This window comes from Shewanella putrefaciens (assembly GCF_016406325.1).
GTDB lineage: Bacteria > Pseudomonadota > Gammaproteobacteria > Enterobacterales > Shewanellaceae > Shewanella > Shewanella putrefaciens.
The window spans coordinates 4,255,337-4,273,554 of sequence record NZ_CP066370.1; the positions used below are offsets into that span (position 1 = coordinate 4,255,337).

At 44.2% G+C, this 18,218-nt stretch carries 18 protein-coding genes and 1 pseudogene; 7 read left to right on the plus strand and 12 right to left on the minus strand.

All coding sequences use genetic code 11. The annotated features are described in order from the left end of the window. The gene (locus tag JEZ96_RS18860) at nt 1–453 is read right to left on the minus strand and encodes a YybH family protein (RefSeq protein WP_014611784.1); all 453 of its coding nucleotides are present in this window, start codon (nt 451–453) and stop codon (nt 1–3) included. 120 nt (nt 454–573) lie between these two features. On the opposite strand from JEZ96_RS18860, the gene JEZ96_RS18865 reads away from it, so the two are divergent. Both JEZ96_RS18865 and JEZ96_RS18870 read left to right on the plus strand, forming a co-directional pair. Next, entirely contained in the window at nt 574–1,137 is a 564-nt protein-coding gene (locus JEZ96_RS18865; protein WP_014611785.1) for a lysophospholipid acyltransferase family protein, read from the plus strand. A 20-nt stretch (nt 1,138–1,157) separates the two neighbouring features. Continuing rightward, nucleotides 1,158–1,781 (plus strand): LysE family translocator, encoded by a 624-nt coding sequence (locus JEZ96_RS18870; RefSeq protein WP_011918325.1) that lies wholly within the window; start codon nt 1,158–1,160, stop codon nt 1,779–1,781. Here the strand turns inward: JEZ96_RS18870 and JEZ96_RS18875 are convergent. The 5 genes and pseudogenes from JEZ96_RS18875 to JEZ96_RS18895 all read right to left on the minus strand — a co-directional run bounded on the left by JEZ96_RS18875 (nt 1,778) and on the right by JEZ96_RS18895 (nt 7,281). Then, entirely contained in the window at nt 1,778–3,046 is a 1,269-nt protein-coding gene (locus tag JEZ96_RS18875) for a mechanosensitive ion channel family protein (RefSeq protein ID WP_011791180.1), read from the minus strand. The genes JEZ96_RS18870 and JEZ96_RS18875 overlap by 4 nt on opposite strands. A gap of 148 nt (nt 3,047–3,194) precedes the next feature. Beyond that, a complete protein-coding gene (locus JEZ96_RS18880) occupies nt 3,195–3,587 on the minus strand; it encodes a DUF1090 domain-containing protein (protein ID WP_011791181.1) in 393 nt (130 codons plus the stop codon). A 44-nt stretch (nt 3,588–3,631) separates the two neighbouring features. Then, complete coding sequence (locus JEZ96_RS18885; protein ID WP_011791182.1) at nt 3,632–4,156, minus strand: protein disulfide oxidoreductase; 525 nt, start codon at nt 4,154–4,156, stop codon at nt 3,632–3,634. Nucleotides 4,157–4,160: 4 nt separating this feature from the next. After that, a complete protein-coding gene (locus JEZ96_RS18890; protein ID WP_375154871.1) occupies nt 4,161–4,994 on the minus strand; it encodes a thioredoxin domain-containing protein in 834 nt (277 codons plus the stop codon). 176 nt (nt 4,995–5,170) lie between these two features. Beyond that, a pseudogene (locus JEZ96_RS18895) lies at nt 5,171–7,281 on the minus strand (protein-disulfide reductase DsbD family protein). Between the two features lie 352 nt (nt 7,282–7,633). Between JEZ96_RS18895 and JEZ96_RS18900 the strand changes: the two are divergent. Beyond that, entirely contained in the window at nt 7,634–7,807 is a 174-nt protein-coding gene (locus tag JEZ96_RS18900; RefSeq protein WP_174520880.1) for a hypothetical protein, read from the plus strand. Nucleotides 7,808–8,164: 357 nt separating this feature from the next. Beyond that, on the plus strand, nt 8,165–8,791 hold the full coding sequence (locus JEZ96_RS18905; RefSeq protein WP_025007966.1) for a DUF3157 family protein: 627 nt from the start codon (nt 8,165–8,167) through the stop codon (nt 8,789–8,791). On the opposite strand, the gene JEZ96_RS18910 is transcribed toward JEZ96_RS18905, so the two are convergent. Both JEZ96_RS18910 and JEZ96_RS18915 read right to left on the minus strand, forming a co-directional pair. Further along, nucleotides 8,788–9,219, minus strand: coding sequence for a VOC family protein (locus JEZ96_RS18910; protein WP_011918318.1), 432 nt, complete (start codon nt 9,217–9,219; stop codon nt 8,788–8,790). The two genes, JEZ96_RS18905 and JEZ96_RS18910, sit on opposite strands and share 4 nt — an antisense overlap. Before the next feature lie 18 nt (nt 9,220–9,237). Next, entirely contained in the window at nt 9,238–9,876 is a 639-nt protein-coding gene (locus tag JEZ96_RS18915) for an MliC family protein (RefSeq protein ID WP_025007965.1), read from the minus strand. 336 nt (nt 9,877–10,212) lie between these two features. Here JEZ96_RS18915 and JEZ96_RS18920 point away from each other — a divergent pair, with 336 nt between their 5' ends. Then, entirely contained in the window at nt 10,213–11,535 is a 1,323-nt protein-coding gene (locus tag JEZ96_RS18920; RefSeq protein ID WP_025007964.1) for a M48 family metallopeptidase, read from the plus strand. Nucleotides 11,536–11,800: 265 nt separating this feature from the next. Here JEZ96_RS18920 and JEZ96_RS18925 read toward each other — a convergent pair whose 3' ends face one another. The 4 genes from JEZ96_RS18925 to JEZ96_RS18940 all read right to left on the minus strand — a co-directional run bounded on the left by JEZ96_RS18925 (nt 11,801) and on the right by JEZ96_RS18940 (nt 14,564). Then, the gene (locus JEZ96_RS18925) at nt 11,801–12,091 is read right to left on the minus strand and encodes a hypothetical protein (RefSeq protein WP_011918312.1); all 291 of its coding nucleotides are present in this window, start codon (nt 12,089–12,091) and stop codon (nt 11,801–11,803) included. 128 nt (nt 12,092–12,219) lie between these two features. Continuing rightward, entirely contained in the window at nt 12,220–12,645 is a 426-nt protein-coding gene (locus JEZ96_RS18930; protein ID WP_061783233.1) for a hypothetical protein, read from the minus strand. A 193-nt stretch (nt 12,646–12,838) separates the two neighbouring features. After that, nucleotides 12,839–13,204 (minus strand): hypothetical protein, encoded by a 366-nt coding sequence (locus JEZ96_RS18935; RefSeq protein ID WP_011918310.1) that lies wholly within the window; start codon nt 13,202–13,204, stop codon nt 12,839–12,841. A gap of 580 nt (nt 13,205–13,784) precedes the next feature. Then, nucleotides 13,785–14,564: a class I SAM-dependent methyltransferase gene (locus tag JEZ96_RS18940; protein ID WP_011791192.1), complete on the minus strand. Its 780-nt coding sequence runs from the start codon at nt 14,562–14,564 to the stop codon at nt 13,785–13,787. Between the two features lie 220 nt (nt 14,565–14,784). Between JEZ96_RS18940 and JEZ96_RS18945 the strand changes: the two genes are divergently transcribed. Together JEZ96_RS18945 and JEZ96_RS18950 are read left to right on the plus strand one after the other, a co-directional pair. Beyond that, complete coding sequence (locus JEZ96_RS18945) at nt 14,785–17,049, plus strand: bifunctional diguanylate cyclase/phosphodiesterase (protein ID WP_025007962.1); 2,265 nt, start codon at nt 14,785–14,787, stop codon at nt 17,047–17,049. 136 nt (nt 17,050–17,185) lie between these two features. After that, nucleotides 17,186–18,031 (plus strand): 23S rRNA (adenine(2030)-N(6))-methyltransferase RlmJ, encoded by an 846-nt coding sequence (locus tag JEZ96_RS18950; RefSeq protein ID WP_011791194.1) that lies wholly within the window; start codon nt 17,186–17,188, stop codon nt 18,029–18,031. The last annotated feature ends 187 nt before the right edge of the window (nt 18,032–18,218 follow it).

The following is an 18,218-nucleotide window of genomic DNA, read 5'->3' on the forward strand; positions in this document are numbered from 1 at the left end:
TTAGTCAGAGCTGTGATCCATGGTAATCACCCAGCGATCCTCTATTTTTTCAACCAACAAGGTAAATACGCCTGAAGGGGCATCCTTTGCACGGCGTAGATCCCAACGTCCCACAACCATGGCGGCATAATTACTTAACATTTTGATTTCTTTGATGGTGAACTTAAGCTCGCCCAACGCTTCTTTATTGGGATAATTCTTTTTATAAGCAGCAAGGGTTGCCTCCCAGCCATAGCTAAATTTTCCATTTGAAACAAAACGTAATTGCTCATTTTTCCAATAGCCTTGCATATAGGCGTTAAGATCACCACGATTCCACGCATCTTCTTGGCCTTTGAGCATTTGGGTGATGTCATCCGTTGGTACCGCATTTACATGGCAAGTCACTAAGAGTAAAAGCGTCGCCAAAACACGCTGCAACACAAGCATGTTTAATCGCCCTTTTTTCAACATCGTATCGTCCCCCCACAATCAAGTACTATAGCCAAATTAGTCTAGACTATCTTGCCTCGCTCATACCATAAGCTAAAATGCTGATGATATTATTAATTTTTCTACTCTGAGTATCTCACTATGTTTACCATACTTTGCCGCTGGCTACTCAACATTTCAGGTTGGCAAATAGAAGGGCAACTCCCTGACTGTGCTAAATACATCGTCATCGTTGCGCCACACACCAGTAACTGGGATTTTATAGTAGGGGTTTTAGCCCGTGGCGCCTTAGGAACTCGAATTCACTTTCTCGGTAAACATCAACTCTTTATCCCACCTTGGGGCTGGTTCTTTCGCGCCATAGGCGGCAGCCCAGTAGATAGGCGTAAAAATAATAATTTAGTCGATACTGCCGTACAACTTTTTGAATCTAAAGCCGATTACAAACTGGCACTCGCCCCCGAAGGTACCCGCAGCCCCGTAACGCGTTGGAAGTGCGGTTTCTACCATATTGCCAGCAAAGCTGGGGTACCTATTACTCCTGTAGGGCTAGACTTTAGTCGCCGCACTGTCATTATACGGACGCCATTGCAGCCCTGTGGCGATATCACAACCGATATGCAGGATATTTTGAGCTTCTACCGCACCATTAAAGGTCGCCATCCTAAGGTGATCCCTGATTTTGTGGCGAGCGATAAACATTAATTCAATTTAGAGCGACATATATGCACCCCGACACTTGGTTACTCTATCTTTTTGCCATTGTATTGATTGGCATTTCGCCCGGACCTATCGCTATGTTGTCTATGTCACATGGGATCCATTTCGGCAAAATACGCAGTATAGCTACAGGTCTTGGCAGTGTGAGTGCGGCTTTAATTTTGATGATGGCCTCTGCTGCAGGATTAGGTGCCGTTATCAGCGCTTCAGACTATGGCTTTACCTTACTCAAATGGTGTGGTGCTGCCTATTTAGTATTTTTAGGTATTAAACTGCTACTGACGAAAAGCCATGCGGCCCCCATTGAAGTCAGCCAATTAAAAGGTAAAGGGACACCTAAACAACTCTACAAACAGGCTTTTCTTGTGGGAATAAGCAATCCAAAAGATTTACTGTTTTTTGCCGCATTGTTTCCGCAATTTATTGATATCTCCGCGCCGCAAGTGCCACAACTGACCCTATTAGCACTTACATGGGCCGTAGTGGATTTTGGATTTGTGATGATTTACGCCAGTATGGCAAACGTACTTGCACCAACGCTTAGGGCAAGTAACAAACTCCATTGGTTTGACAGAACCAGCGGCGGAGTATTTTTAACCCTCGCCGTGATTCTGATCAGTCGAGACTAACCCTCGACCTTAACCGATTTTAGACTGCGGATATCATTGCCTGTCGGCGCTTGGAAGGCCTGCAAACCAAACTCAGGCAATACCGCAAAAATATGGTCAAATATGTCGGCTTGGATTGCCTCATAAAATGCCCAGCGGGTATCGTTAGTAAAGATATAAATCTCAATAGGCAATCCCTCGGTCGTCGGCGCTAACTGGCGCACCATCAAGGTCATATCCTTATGCACTTTATCGTGACGTTGCAAATATTCCTGTAAATAAGCACGGAAAGTCCCGACATTTGTTAAATGCCGTCCATTCACTATCATATCAAGGTCAGAAACCTTAGCATTTGACTCGCGGATTTCATTAATTTTTGCAGGAAAATATTCTTTCAAGCAGTTGATTTTACTGAGGCGATTCCGATCATCCTCAGTCAAAAACTTAATACTATTGATATCGATATTTACCGCACGCTTAATCCTACGGCCACCCGACTCAGACATACCACGCCAGTTACGAAACGCATCCGAGACTAACGCGTATGCGGGGATCATAGTGATGGTTTTGTCCCAGTTGCGCACTTTGACAGTGGTTAACGAGACCTCTTCGACTGCGCCATCGGCACCGTACTTGTCCATCTGGATCCAGTCGCCCTTGCTCACCATTCGGTTTGCCGCCAACTGAATACCCGCCACAAAACCTAGAATAGTGTCGCGAAACACCAGCATCACAAAACCCGTTGCCACACCTAAGCCGCTGAGGAAGTACACAGGTGACTGATCAGCCAAGATTGAGATAGAAACAATAATCCCAACAAAGAACAAAAACAGCTTAGTTAACTGCACAAAACTTTTAACAGGGAGACGTCGTCCAACTAGGTTCACATCTGATATTTCATCAACCGCATCTAAAGCAGCATAAATGGCGCGGATCATCAGTACCACTAACCAAATACTCAATAGTCGGTCAACCAGACCACTTAATAATGGATGTTCCGTTAAGGCTATAGGGATCAATAAATTAAGCACTATGGCAGGCACTACCATCGCCAGCTTTTCAAGCACTTTATGACGCATAAAAACATCATCCCAAGTCACCTTAGAACGTTGGATCACCATATTAACGGCTCGAATAACGACACGCCGAACAATGAAATAGGCGATTCCCGCCAAGAGTAAACAAGCAAAAATGATGATGGTGGTAGACATTCCATCAGAGGGTTGGCTATCAATTCCAAAGCCCGCTAGCCACTTAGAAATTTCGAGCCTTATTTCTTGATCCACAGTTTCACTCCTAACTGGGTTAACACAATAGCCGTTACTAAGGTATCTCCAAGCTCAGTTCGATTAATACCTTAGTGAAAGCACATTACTCTTTAAAAAATTAACAACACATTATTTAGAATAATTTCGCTCTCACAGCGATAGAAACTTAGCGTTCCAATTCTTCCCTAGCCTTGGCAAGCTCAGCCTCAACTTCAGCAACCTTAGCCTGTTTTTTACTGACTTTATCCATCGGCCGGCCTTCTTTTACCGTTTGAGTCAGTTCATTTTGACGTTCGACTAACTTCGCTTCCAACGCCTGTATTTTTGCCAATCGCTCAGCATATAGCTTATCGTCATTACAATGGGTCATGACTTCTTTATAGGCTTTTTCAAGCCCTGCTACTTTATATGTATTACCCGCCGTTTTAGCATGCTCAATTTGCTGGCTAATGGCCTCTAACTTGGCGGCACAGCCGCGTTGGGGTACATCATCAGCAAAGACTGGTAAGCTGAATGCTACACCTGTCACTAATCCCAAAATCACTGGCTTAATTTGCATACTTAATCCCCTTTCACTCAATGCGATATGTTTGCTGGTTCCGTTTAAGCAAGGAGCATTCGCCACCACATACCGGGCAGGCTAGTAAAGCCTGTCGTGTAGTGTTTTAACTCACCTTCTTTAACGATCATAATGGTTGGCGTTGCCTGTAATGACCAATCACGGGCAATCTTACTGTCACTATCATTAATAGTGTCAAAGCCATAACCCTGATGTTGAAGATATTTTCTCAGTTTATCATCCTCACCCGAACTCATGGCAACCGTGACCACAGGGTAATAGGCCGACATTTGACTCACCGCTGGGCTGACATAATTACACACAGGGCACCAAGTGCCCCAAAAGTACACTAATACTGCCTGATCTTGACTAAGTTTTGCGATATCAACCTCAACCCCGGTCAAAGTCATTCCTTGTAACGGCGGCAAATTATCCCGCGGGATATCTTTGCCGCGCCAGATGTCCATCACGCTGGTCAATACAAGGACGATTAACAGCCAAAGTGCTAGCTGTTTAATCCAGCCCAATATGCGTTTAGGTAAAGATATTGAAACCTGTTCGGCGTTCATATTTTCAGTTTCCTTTGGCTGCATCTTGACGGATTTTCTGCGTCTTATCTTTGGCGGCAATCGCGGCTTCAAGCTGTGCTTTTAACTCTTCGTAAGGCACTAATCCGGGAATAAGCGTATCGGCCACTATCATACTTGGGGTGCCACCTATACCTAAATCATTCATTAAATTAATATTGTCATCGACCATTTTAGCAACGCGTTCATCTATATTGCCCACCCAACGCTCGGTGTCCGTCAGCTTAGCGACCTTAGCGATGGCGGCGGCATCGAGTCCACGCGGACTCGACATCAACATATCCTTCACTTTGAGATACTTTTCAGGCTCGTTTAACCAAACCGTTTGGGCAAAATCGACCGCCATTTTGGAGCCTTCGCCCTGCAGCGGCACCATTTTGACTATGATCTTTAACTGCGGAAACTCCTCAATCAACTTGTTCAGCGAAGGTTCGATTTTCTTACAGTATGGACAGTTAAGATCGGTGAAATACACCATAGATATCTCAGGCGTTGCAGCCCCCTTCCATGGGTCACTTTTGGTTTCATACATGGCTTGATGATGACTCGCTAAGCTAGCCTGCATTGCGGCATCTGCGCCCTGTTGCTCCCTAGCTTGCCACGCAAGAATCGCTTCTCTCATTAGGTCCGGATCATTAATCAAGGCATCTTTAATGATGGCTCGCACTTCTTGCTGCTGCGCCGCCGATAAACTGCTGTCCTTGGCATGGGCAGCCGTGCTCAGCGAAGGCAAAGAGACCACCAGCATTGCCATGGCCACTCCCGATATGGCAAACATCTGCAACTGACGATGTTTGAATAAAAGGCTAAATTTCGACATAAGTGTGGTGCCAATAATTTGATTTCCCTGCATTGATTCCGTTTCTTTTTTTACTGTAATCATCTGTTTCATAATACGTTTCCATTTTTAGGTCAGGGTTATCCCTGACCTGAGTATTTGTTAAGTTTCACTTGGCTAGCTCACCAGTGATTACCGAGTGAGGCTGGTCGTTAGCGTTATTTCCCTGCCACTACGGATGACTTTCAGGGGATGCTGATGCCTGCTCAATCGCAGCAAGCACAAGGTCAGTCGATAGAATTTCCGGCAGCTCAATCCCCTGCGGTGCACCCGGGCCGTAAACCACGTTGAATGGCACCCCGAAACGATTATGGCTTTGCAGGTAGTGAGTAATAGGCTCAGAAGGCGTAGTCCAATCGCCCTTCATCGGCACAATATGCGGCTGTTGCAACAGGCTATAAACAGGGTCTTGCAAGATCACACCAACTTTATTGGCCTTACAAGTGATACACCAATCGGCAGTCACATCGACAAATACTGTCTTGCCCTGAGCGACCTGCTGATTAATCAATGCTTGATCCAATGGCGTCCAAGCAAGATCCGCAGGTAAAGGTTTAGCCCACTGATTCAGCGTCATAAAGGCAATAACCGCCGACAGTAAAATACCGATACCTAAGCAGCTCACAATGGCAATCGCACCATATTTTTTAGCCATAAACACCATAAATATCAGTGTAATGAAAGCCGCTAATGGCCACAGGTACAGCATATCGATAAAGCTAGCCAACAAGCTAATGAGCCATAAACTGGTGAGGAGCAACATGCCGGAGAAAAACACTTTGACTGTATTCATCCAGCGACCGGGTTTAGGGAAATAACCCGCCACCTGCGGAAATGCCGCCACAATCAACCAAGGGAACGCCATACCCACGGCCAACGCAGTGAAGATGGCAAACAAGCTCAGTACATCGGCGCCCAAAGCGAAGGCGACCGCAGTACCCAAAAATGGTGCACTGCACGGTGTCGCCAGCAGCGTCGCAAACATACCCTGTAAAAAATGACCGCTGTTATTATTACCGCCCGTTGTCGCTAACTTGGTTTGCACGTTAGAGGGTAAGTTAATCTCAAATACACCTAACATATTGAAGGCAAACACTGTGGTCACCAGCGCCATAAAGCCGATAAACCAAGGGTTTTGGAACTGTACTCCCCAGCCTATCGCTTGACCCGTGAGCTTAAGCATTAAGATAAAGCCAGCCAATAACCAGAATGAGGCCAATATCCCCAACGCCGATGCGATGAACTGTTGGCGAATTTGATTACGCTTCAGATCAGGCGCGGCCACCACTGAGCTGAGCTTTATGCCGAGTACTGGTAACACGCAGGGCATAACGTTTAAGATCAAACCACCGATAAGTGCTAACAAAATCATACCAAATATCGAGGTACCTTCTTGGGTAATCACCACAGGCTTAACTTCGGCGCTGTATTCCAACGCCCGCTCGCTATCGGCGACAGTCATGTTCAGCGATTTACCCAAAACTTCAGGCTCACCCAACCAGCTTTGACCAGTAAAAATACCAATCAACTGCTGGCCATTTGCTTCACTTTCGCTTGGCTTTAAGCTCACTAGCTTAAATGTGGTATCCGGCTCACCATCGATAATCACCGTGGGTTGCTGCCAATTGGCATCATTAAGTCTGACTTCAAGTTGACCTTTAGCGGCATCCCAACCCATGGTCATGGCAGGATTTTGGCCCTCTTGGGTCAGCACTTTTTGTGGCACAAGCGACACGGCCTTGTTGTAAGCCAACATGGCATCGGTATCTGCTTGCAGCGCATTGGGAGTGAAATCAAGACTAATCAGATAATCCGTCAGAACACAGATAGTGGTACAGGTCGACAAGGTCACTTTGCCACGCAACTGAGTTGGGGCAGCGATATCATCGACTTTTAGGGTTAATGGAAAGGTGGTATTGCCTTTGTAACCAAAGGTTTGTAACCCCAATAATGAGAATTCCTCTGGCGCTGGCCATCTCCAATCCACTTGCTGTAGATTGTGTGAGCCATCCCATTTTATCGTCGGCGCGATACCGCCTTCCCCAGGACTGCGCCAATAGGTTTTCCAATCACCCTCAAGTTGTACTTCAAGCACAGCGGGCAAAGTATTCGTTGCGGGATCAACTTCGCCCGTCAGCATAAAACGTACTTTGGCTGGCGGGTGATTATCATTAACCAACCAGCCCGTCGATGCGGCCATTAGCGACGGACTCGTCACTATCAAGGCGAGTATCCAGAATTTGGTAAATATGGATTTTAATATACTCATTTTGTTCCCAAAATAGGCATTAACTGTTTGTTATGCCGTGTAAAGGCTTACTTTGCTTCTTAACCATGCTCTAGTGACAAATAGAGTAACGGCTTAAGAAACATCAGCGTGATAGCAGGCTTAATTCAAGAGTGGATAAATACGCTATTTCTATTCTTGAAAACGGCAGAATGTGAGATGTATTCGCCTAGGCTTCGCTTGATAACTGGGTATAGGTAGCAGAGTTATCACGCTGGAGGCGCGGGGAAGTAACGGAAGTAGGAACAACAGGATAAGTAATGGAATGGTACTTGGAGCATCGATACAGATCCGGATCAATTTCTCAGACAATTCACATTTTTTAGGCTTACTTTTGACCAACTCAGCACCTAGCAATTGGGCGTCAGCATTGCTAGCCATACTGCTTGAAGTTGAGCCAGTGTTAACGGCTGAGTTGGCGCTTGCAGCTACACTCGAAAAAGACGTAGCCGACATCGCCTGCACGCTCGACTCCTTGAGCAGCAAATTAAGTATTCCACTGTTTTGAGTCAAACAGAACAAGGTCAAAATGGTAAACACCATCACGCCCCATAGGTTGCCTGTTTGCCTAGTCGATAACTTAAAAAACCGGATTGTTTTCACCTTATTATTTGATAATTAAAATAAAAGCTGAGATCACTCGCCAATGACCTGAAGATAAGACCGGCGAATCGTAAAAATAGTTCATCAATACTTAAAATGTTCAGGCGGACTAAACTAAAAAGCCATTAGATTTTTCATCATTAAGCACTTAGCAAAGTCAATTTTCTTCAGCAAAACACAACTTAGTCAGTGACTGATGCGGGGTAAATAAACTATGTTAGTCCACAATATTGACTCAAACGGATATCGGAACCAGAAACCAATGCACACTTTACTTCGCTTTAGCGCCCTTAGTTCATGGCTACTGCTCTCCTCATCAGTAATTGCGGCCGATGTAGCAAGAGTTACCCTTGAAAATGGCGCTCAAGTCAGACTAAAAGATGATTTTACTTGGGAATATGTACTCACAGAAACTCAAACTGCACCGAATGTTTTGGCGACTGAAACCGTTGTCAACGCATCGACTACCATTAACAGCGCCACGAGCCTAACGACAACGTCAGCGGTATCCGTGCCAGTCACAACACTGACCGCGACTGCAATGGCTAAACCAGAACTGCTAGGCACAACCGCTAAAGACGGTATTAAAGTCAGCTTTACTGACAGCCAATGGAAAGGTGATAAACTTGGACTCACCTTCGAACTGGCCAGTACTAGCAATGAACACGTTACTTTAGTCGAGGTCGAAGCTCGTTTCTTTGCTGATAATGGTACTTTGCTCAAAACCGATAAACTCGAAGTATGGGAAGCCATTTTCCGCATGCCAGAAACCTATCTTCGTAAAGGTGAACAGCGTAAGAGCAGTATTATCTGGGTTAAGGGTATAGATAAAGCCCTGTGGCAAAAGCAGTTAATCGATCTCAAAATAACCGAAATCAACTCACGTTAACTCTGATAGGCGAGTCTTTGCGCCATGGGATGCTGCACATTAAGTTGCAGCAAATCCCAAAGATTCCCGTAGAGATCTTCAAACACAGCTACCGTACCGTAATCCTGTTCCTGCGGCTCGCGGATAAAATGAATCCCATCGGCAACCATACGTTGATAGTCACGCCAAAAATCATCGGTATTTAAAAATAAAAATACCCGACCTCCCGCTTGGTTACCGATAAAATCGAACTGCTCAGGTTTAGACGCTCGCGCGAGCAAGATAGATGCGCCCTTAGAGCCTGGCGGCGCTACCACCACCCAGCGCTTATCCTGCTCGGCCTGATAACTGTCTTCCACCAGTTCAAATTTTAATTTATTCACGTAAAAATCAATTGCCTCATCGTAATCTCTGACGACTAAGGCGATATGCACTAGAGCTTGTTTCATGCCAACCTTCAATTAACGCTATTTGGTTACCAGTTTACAGGTCATTTCCGGCGTGTCGTAGCCCCAAACTACTTTTGCCTCACCTTGATGCTCCCATAAGCTCTCATTTCTGCCCTGATATTTAGCACCACTACCACTGGGTTGTACAAACATCAGCGAGGTTTGATCGCCGCGTTCGGCAATCAGGGTAGCTGGCTCGGTTTTAAAATAAGTCACGACCAATTCATTAGCAGGACTGCCGTCACAGGCATAAGACACAGGTCCCGTCATTTCAACTAAACGATATTGTGCCTGTAGCTCGGCAATGCGCGTTTGATAGCTAGATTGAATACACGCGTGTTTATCGTCGCTCTTCCAGCATTCATTACGCCCTTTCACCCAACCACGTTGCATCGCTTTTAAAGTAGGAGGCTGTTCATTCTTTGCTTTTTCAAGTGCTTGGCTATAAACCTTAGCTAACTGATTATCGAGTTGGTTCAGCCCCGCATCCTTACAGACCATGTCTTCAATACTGCCAGCATTCACTTTCGTGCAGTCAAAAGAAGGCGCGTTAGCCGCCATTGCTCCTGCACTTAACGCGCTAACCATCACGCCTGCGGCACAGTACCATTTGAAACCCAATCGATTACTTATCATCTTATTTGTTAACTTGGCCATATCAATTCCTTTGTATTTCTGTGGCTTGTTTCAACGCTTGCCATAGCTACCCCAACAGCCGATCTGTTGCGGAAACACCTAATTCTAGTGCGCGGCGAGGAAAATGCCCAGGACTAAGAGCCACTTACCAACCGATGTCCGCCTGCATAATCGGACACTTTAGCGCTAAAAAGCCACAAAATCCTGACGAAATTGACCTACTATAATTTATGCATGATTGATTAAACTGAATGACAAAACGGTTAATTTTTTGCTTTGCGCGCGATAGTGGTTGAATTTCCTAGTGAAATTGACTATTTTCACGCCGCTTGTCACTTCACTAGGAAAAGGATCAACATGGAACACGTTATGACCACAGGGAACGATAATCCCATCCAAATGGCCGATACTGTTTACTCGAAGGAAAAATCACTGTTCACCATATTAGCCATTATTTCAGGACTCGTCTGGGCTGGATTGATCATAGGCACTCTAGGTGCCGCGCTGCTTTATGTATTGGCGTTTTTCATTATCTATCTCTTTAGCCATTCCGCCTTTATCAGCTACTTAAAAGGCACCGCTGTTGAGATCAACGCAGAGCAATTCCCTGATTTACATAAACAATATTTAGCCTGCTGCGAACGCTTAGAAATAAAAGAACCACCAAGGGCCTACCTACTCGCCGCCGACGGCATGCTCAATGCGCTGGCGACTCGCTTTCTCGGCCGCAACTATATAGTGCTATTTTCATCGATTGTAGATGCACTTGAGTCCGATAAAGATGCGCTCAACTTCTATATCGGCCACGAGCTAGGCCATATTCGCCGCAATCATATAGGTAAAGCGCCCTTCTTAGTCTTCGCCACTTGGTTACCTTTAGTGGGTGCGGCTTATTCTCGCGCCTGTGAATATACCTGCGATCTCCACGGGTTACGTTGCTGCAACAGCTTACGTTCTGCCACCAATGCGGTTGCTGTATTAGCCGCAGGCGTCGAGCAATGGAAGCGTATGAATATAGACCAATATATTCGCCAAACCCAAGAATCGAGCGGTTTTTGGATGTCATTACACGAGCTTAATGGCAGCTATCCTTGGTTAACTAAACGTATGGCAAGAGTCCAAGCCAAGGCGCAGGGCAAAGATTATGTGGCGCCTTCTCGCAGTGCATGGGCTTATGTATTTAGCATCTTTATGCCACGCTTAGGTACAACGGGTGGTGGATTGATTATCTTGGCTGCGATTATTGGCGTTGCGGCGGCGATTGCCGTTCCGGCCTATAAAGACTATCAAGAAAAAATGGGAGCGAGCATAAGCTACGATACGCCAAACGATACACCAACATTGATGCTCACCGTTCCCGATGCATCATTAGCAATGGCGCATATAGAGCAAAGACATCAATCATTAATCCCCATCACTGACACCTTAACCCGCTATTATCAAACCAATAAAGCTTGGCCAACGGAATTAGAAGTGCTTGGGTTAACGGACGAACAACTGGAAACATTTAACCTATACACAGATGGCATAGTGGGTTTTGTTGGGGGCGAAGCGCTCGGGGATTACCAAGATTATGAGGTATACCTCTCACCTCAAGTCGATGAACAAAACAATATCACTTGGCTCTGCAGCAGTAACGGTATTCCCGATGAATATCTGCCAGTAGATTGCCGAGGTTAAGATTGAAAAGCGCTGCAATTGCAGCGCTTTTATTATCCATAAGCAAATTTAAACAATATGGTTGATTATTGAATGTAAATATTCCGCATCTCATTCTGCTCCTTTTCTGACGTAACTTTCTAAATGCGGAATGAGATAATAGGAGGAATATTTTTCATCTTCTCTCAAAGAAACGCCACAAAGCTGACTTACTAAAAGGAGTGGATAGGTATCCTGACTAACTCTTGCTAAACCTATATAGAAGATAGGAAATATCTCCCTCCGATTACATATTGAGATCTATATGGTTAACCGCTTCCAACCATTGAGCAATCTGAGTTAGCTGCTGCTCTTGCGTAAGCCGTGTTGATTCAATTTCAAACAACTTTTGCCCTTGGTCGCTTAATAATCGCCATAGTGATAACCAGCCTTCTCGGTTATCACTCACCACTTCATAGGTGTGTTGCCCGCGCTTTAATATGATGCGCCAATTACCGAAGAACGATGGGTAATCTTCAAAGACCTGAACCGAAAAACCGGACGCATTGAGCATTGAATACAGCGCTGCTTGTTGCATATATGGATCTCATATCAGTTTTTATTATGCACTCACTTTTATACCAACTGAAACGCACATACTTAAAATATATATGCCCTTTCAACCGGCTAAAAACGGTCATTCGAGTGATGTTCACAACACAAGGATCAACACTGCTCGAAGTACAATTCCACCTTTAACGGCTGATCATCGATAAGTGCCCTGAAGGGGGCTGAAGACTCAATCGATTGCCTGAATACGGGCAACTCATCTGGCGAATGGCACCATTCATTACCGCCGTTAAGCTGTCGCAGTGCATCGGTTAAGGGAAAGTACAGTCTAAGGTGTAACTGATAAGGCTCATCTTCATCGGTGATGATAAATTGTCTTGTGACACTTAGCGAAAATTGACGAGAGTTGCAAATACCCCACTCGTACAACAACATGTCACCATCTTCATCAATCTCCACATCATCAAAACGCTGTTCGCCATAAAACGCCAACATCACCTCCAACGCTCGGCGCGGTGTGATGATATCAATCGACTGTTCCAGTCTTTTTTTAAGTTCGTCTTGCGAGTCGGATAATTTCATTGGCTTTCTCTAATTGACTATTTAGTAGCAAATAATTGGACATTTCTTAGTTAGACTTTTAGATCTAATTAGTGAGTATTGGATTAAAATTTCTATGAAATAACGCCGTTTTAAGCGACGATTAATAGCTTGCTAAAATGTGAAACAAAGTGGAACCAAGCAAGCTATTACGAGTCAGACTTTAAAATCCTTGTTAGGTTACGTTTGAATTACTAAGTTTTTCTTTTGATATAAAGAAATTATAAATGAGCAAGATAAACATAAATTGAAATATGGCATAAAGAATCCAAACTCGACTCTCTATTTTTTGAGTCATTGTTTGATATGAGCTTTGTGCTTCTAATTGTGTTTCAAGAAGCTGAATACGCGCTTTTAGAACTTCTAAATTTTCAGTGTGTTTTTCTGGCCTTGTATCTAGTGGGCGACTTAGCTCCATAACAGAATTAAAGTCTCCAACCCTTACGACTAAATCTAGAGATGAGTAAAGCCCAAAAGCTACCAATGAGAAAAGCATAATCATCATAAACTTCTTAGATAGCTTAAATTGACCAACATCCATGCATTAAACTCCGTAGTAACATAACGTCTTAGTATTTATGCGCTGCGCTGTTTGCAGGGCATAAATCGCTTGTTGACTCAATCTTAAATATGGCCGCTGCCACATCCATGTAAGTGGGTATAAATAATGCTATAGGAGTTTGCTTTTTTGCGGTAGCGGTTTTTTATACAGTTTGAGGGGTAATCACTTGATATCGTTTTAGCTTTCTCATTCTTTTAAGCTCACTTTCGACTGATTATTGACCTTAATTTGCAGAATTTTAGTCCTATGTTTTGATTGGTATCTATTACGTTGAAGGATAAATGGGTGGATAGAACGCACCTTTTTAAAGACTTTTAATGACGAATAGACAAATTGCGTGAGTTCGGAAGCGATAGAAAATTTGTCAATGAGCACAAGGAGCTTTCAACTTCATAGGGGCGTCTTGGAACATCCAAGGGCGAAGGGCCTGCGGCCGTTTTGAGCGCGAGATAAGGATATCGAACTGGCTATTTAACATGGACGTTTTTGATAGGACAAACAGTCCTCCTTGGTCGGGTGGAGGATGAAGCCCCACGACTTTGGGGCAATAGCTTTTTATCTATTTCATTGCGGCTTTTACATAAACATCGAAGCGATTTTTTTTCGTGTCGATAACCATACTAGGCTTCACCCCATCCAAATCTTCGGCATAATCAGGGCGCTTAACGACGACACGTTTAGTTGCTAATGCTAAAGCGGGAGCGAGCAAACCATCGGCATCTAAATCGGCGCCCACTAAAGATTGAAATACCCGCATTTCCTTTTTAACGAGTGCCGACTTATCACGGTGGGGATACATAGGATCGAGGTAAACCACATCCACCTCTTGTTCCAGTTTTGATAAGGCTTCAAGGCTTGAACCATGAAATAGCTGCATCCGCTCATGCATCCAATCGCCGATTTCAGCGTCTTGATAGGCGCGCCGTAACCCGTCCTCTAACAAGGCAGCCACGACAGGATGACGCTCGACCATAGTCACAGTACAACCTAAGCTGGCAAGTACAAATGCATCTCGCCCTAAACCCGCTGTACCATCAACCACACTTGGTGTTACCCCTTGCTTTAAGCCAACCGCCTTAGCGATAGATTGTCCGCGGCCACCACCAAATTTGCGACGATGAGCAACGGCGCCAGTGACAAAATCGACTAATATGCCATCGAGTTTAGGCTCATCGCGCTTATGTAGCGTTAAGCTGTCCGATTCAAAACGCAATTCGAAAGGGGCATTGGCATCATAAATCAGTTGCCAGCGCGCACATATGTCCACCAGTGTTGGGTATTGCTGATTAAAAAAAATCGGAGTCACAGGCTGTCTTCTAACCAATAAAATGGCCGTCATTATGCCTAATAATTTGATTGATGAACACTTGGGCAAGTAGGGCACTTCCTCGCAATGTGCGATTTAAGTTAGGGGTTAAAACATCAAACTCAAACAAGCATTAATATGTAACACTTTAATTTACAAAGATATAAATCTATTTGTATAACAATACCATGATTTATGTTATATGTTATGTCCCACTAGCTGGTGTGATTTCCGTATGGGATAAGGATATTTTTTGTTTCAATGGCTTAAAGGTTTTTTATTTATCAGGGAGCAAGATTTCTTAAATCCTGATAGAGAATTATTAAAAACCAGCTTACTACGGATTATTTTGCTCAGTGGTGCCATCTTAACCACCAGCATTGTGCTGCACAGTTCTTTAATGGCCTATCAGCTAAATCTTAGCTTTGTCATTATTATCACCGTCAGCTTTTTGAGTGTGCTGATCTCTGCTTTGTGGTTCACCCGCCGATATTTGATGCTCAGTTCAATCAGCCTGTTGGCTATGGTTGTCGCAGCCTGCATATGCATCTTGTTGTTTGTTCCTGATTTTAATTTGTCGCAAGCAGGCATTATTTTTTTATATACCCTACCTCTGATGGCACTTTTTCTCTTTGGGGCAAAAGCTGCCATCATAATGATGTTTTTCAATGTATTACCCTTTTTACTGCTACTGCAAAATCGTAACCTCCCGACGATTATCGATATTGATATCAGTATGCCTGCAACCCATGCCTACCTAAATGGCTTGCTGTTTACGTTTTTTAATATCTGTATTCCTTTGTCGGCAATGCGGCTATTAAAAACTCAAAAAATTCATTCGCAGCAGATGATTAAGCACCATGAGGCACTGCAACACACACTAGAGCAATACACTGAAATATTTGAAAATAATGGCACGGCCTCTTTCTTTTGTAATGAAGATGGGCTGATTCTCAACCTAAATGATGCAGCAAAAAATATCGCCAACGATGTCAGGGTAAACCAGACTCGACTATCTGATATTTTTGAACTGGCGGAAGATACTCCCATCAATTTGTTTGCAGCATCTTTCCCTACACATTTAAAAAACAACCCTAAAGCCAAATACTTACTACAAAAAGCCTCATTACAGCATCACGATACTTTACTGTTTCACTGCCATGATGTTACCGAACAGGCAAATCATGCAATTGAATTAAGCCGACTTAAAAAACACCATATCAGCACACATTTTTATGACTTAGTCACCAGTCTGCCAAACGAAAATCATTGGTATAACCCTGCGCCGAGTGTTATCCATCAAAAAATGACTGTTGCGATTGTCAAAATTGATAACCTTAGCCAAATTAATGCCGCGTTCGGCATTCAAATAGGAGATGCCCTGCTCAAAACCTTTGCAAATGAGCTAAAACATCGTTTTGGCCAACATGCAAAAATATACCGCTTTAGGGGAGCCTCCTTCGCACTTGAATTTACCAGTTTGCCGCTCATTTCCCCTGAAAATCTCGCTCAACAATTGCGTGAACGTATTCCGACCAACTTACAACTTAAACAAGAACAACAAGTTGAATACCATCTCGAATGCCGTGTTGGTTGCAGTTCAGGCACAAAAGCCTCACCACAGCAAGCTGCAGAACAATGCTTAATTGCTATAAAACAAACGACTCAAGCAAGCCCTGTTATGGTGTATTACATTGGCCTTATCAATAATTTACTCGAAGCATCATCACAAAAAGCAAGGATCCGAGACGCCCTAAAATACAACCGCCTCGAAATGTGGCTACAACCTCAGGTGATGGCTAACGGCCATATTATAAGTTTTGAAGCTCTTGCCAGAATGTTCGACGAAGATGGCACAATGATAATGCCCAATACATTTATCCCCATTATTGAGTCATCCCAACTACAGGCTATCTTTGCCATAAAAGTGTTCCGACAATTACTACAGTTGATCCGTTCTTGGCCTAAAAATGTGCCGCCGGTGAAGATTGCTTTCAACCTATCAGGACAGGATATTCTGTCGGATCGATTCTTTAAGGTGCTGATACAGACCTATATGAATCACCCTGAGCTTATCCCATTATTAGAAATTGAAATCACCGAAACATCTGTGTTTTCAACCTATAAAGAAACTGGGCGCCGTCTTAACACCCTTGCACGAATGGGTGTATCTATCGCAATTGATGATTTTGGTACTGGGCATGCGTCATTGAGCCAACTTATCGATATCAGCGCAGATACGATTAAAATCGATCGCTACTTTATCAGCCAACTTGGGATTAGCGAGCGCCATACCCAAATTGTGAATGCGGCTATCCTATTAGCAAAGAGTTTAAAATTGAACGTCATTGCCGAGGGGATTGAAACTGAGGCCCAACTGTCGCAACTCACCGCTTTAGGCTGTAAGCAATTTCAAGGTTATTTATTTGGAAAACCCGCCCCAGCCAATCTTTGGCTGAAAACCTTTCAAATGCAAACTCCCATGCACTGGTTCCCTGATAAAAAAAGTGCCAACTAAAGCCTTAAATTCTCTCTAGAGCCAAGTAATACCAAGATAAGAATATCAAAATCTTGAGGTTATGATCATCGCAGGTATAATTGGTCACTGCCGTTTGCCTCTCTTTGCTACATTTGCAAATTACTAGGATCCCCCCATGTTAAGTTACCGCCATGGTTATCATGCAGGCAATTATGCCGATGTGCTAAAGCACGCTATCTTGCTGCAAACCTTGCAGTTGATGCACAAGAAAGACAAGCCACTCGTGTATATCGATACCCATGCAGGCGCGGGGGGTTATGCTTTAAGTGATGAGTTTGCACAGAAAACCGGAGAGTATCTCGACGGCGTAGCCAAACTCTGGGATAAAAGCGATTTACCTAAAGCCTTACAAGATTATGTTGAGGCTGTACGCCACTTTAATGAAGACAACCCGGAAGAACTCAACTTTTACCCCGGCTCCCCTGCCATTATCGATATGGCACTTGGCCCAAAAGATCGCATGGTACTGCATGAGTTACACAGTACGGACTATGTTTTACTGGATGATTATTTCTGTGAAGATAGGCAAGTCAAAGTCATTAAGGGTGATGGACTAAAAGGGCTTATTGCCGCTGTTCCTCCCCTAGAGCGCCGTGCACTGGTATTAATCGACCCAAGTTATGAGATGAAAACCGACTACCAAGATGTCGCTGAAACGCTGATCAAAGCCCACAAACGCTTTGCTACGGGAGTTTTTATGCTGTGGTATCCAGTTGTGAATCGTGCTCAAACCGAAGGTATGTTATCGCGCCTCGCCAACAGCGGCATTAAGCGCCAACTGAGAATAGAGCAAGCAATTAAACCCGATTCGAATGAGTTTGGCATGACAGCCGCAGGATTGTGGATCATTAATCCACCATGGCAATTAGATGAAATTGCAACAGAATTAATGAATTACTTAGGTAAAACACTCGGTCAAGCTGGCGGGAATGTCACCGTAAAATGGGAAGTGGGCGAGTAAAAATCGATGGCAGCGATGGCCGTTAGTCCGCTGCCTGCAATAATACCAATCACATTAAATATCTAATCAGTTCAGAGCCTCACAGGCATCTCAATCCAAGGCGCATTGACGCAGAAATGGTCATTCCCTTTTAAGTCAATGCAACACGGGAGTGGGATGCCTGTGTGGCTCCCGAAGGGCGGGTTGC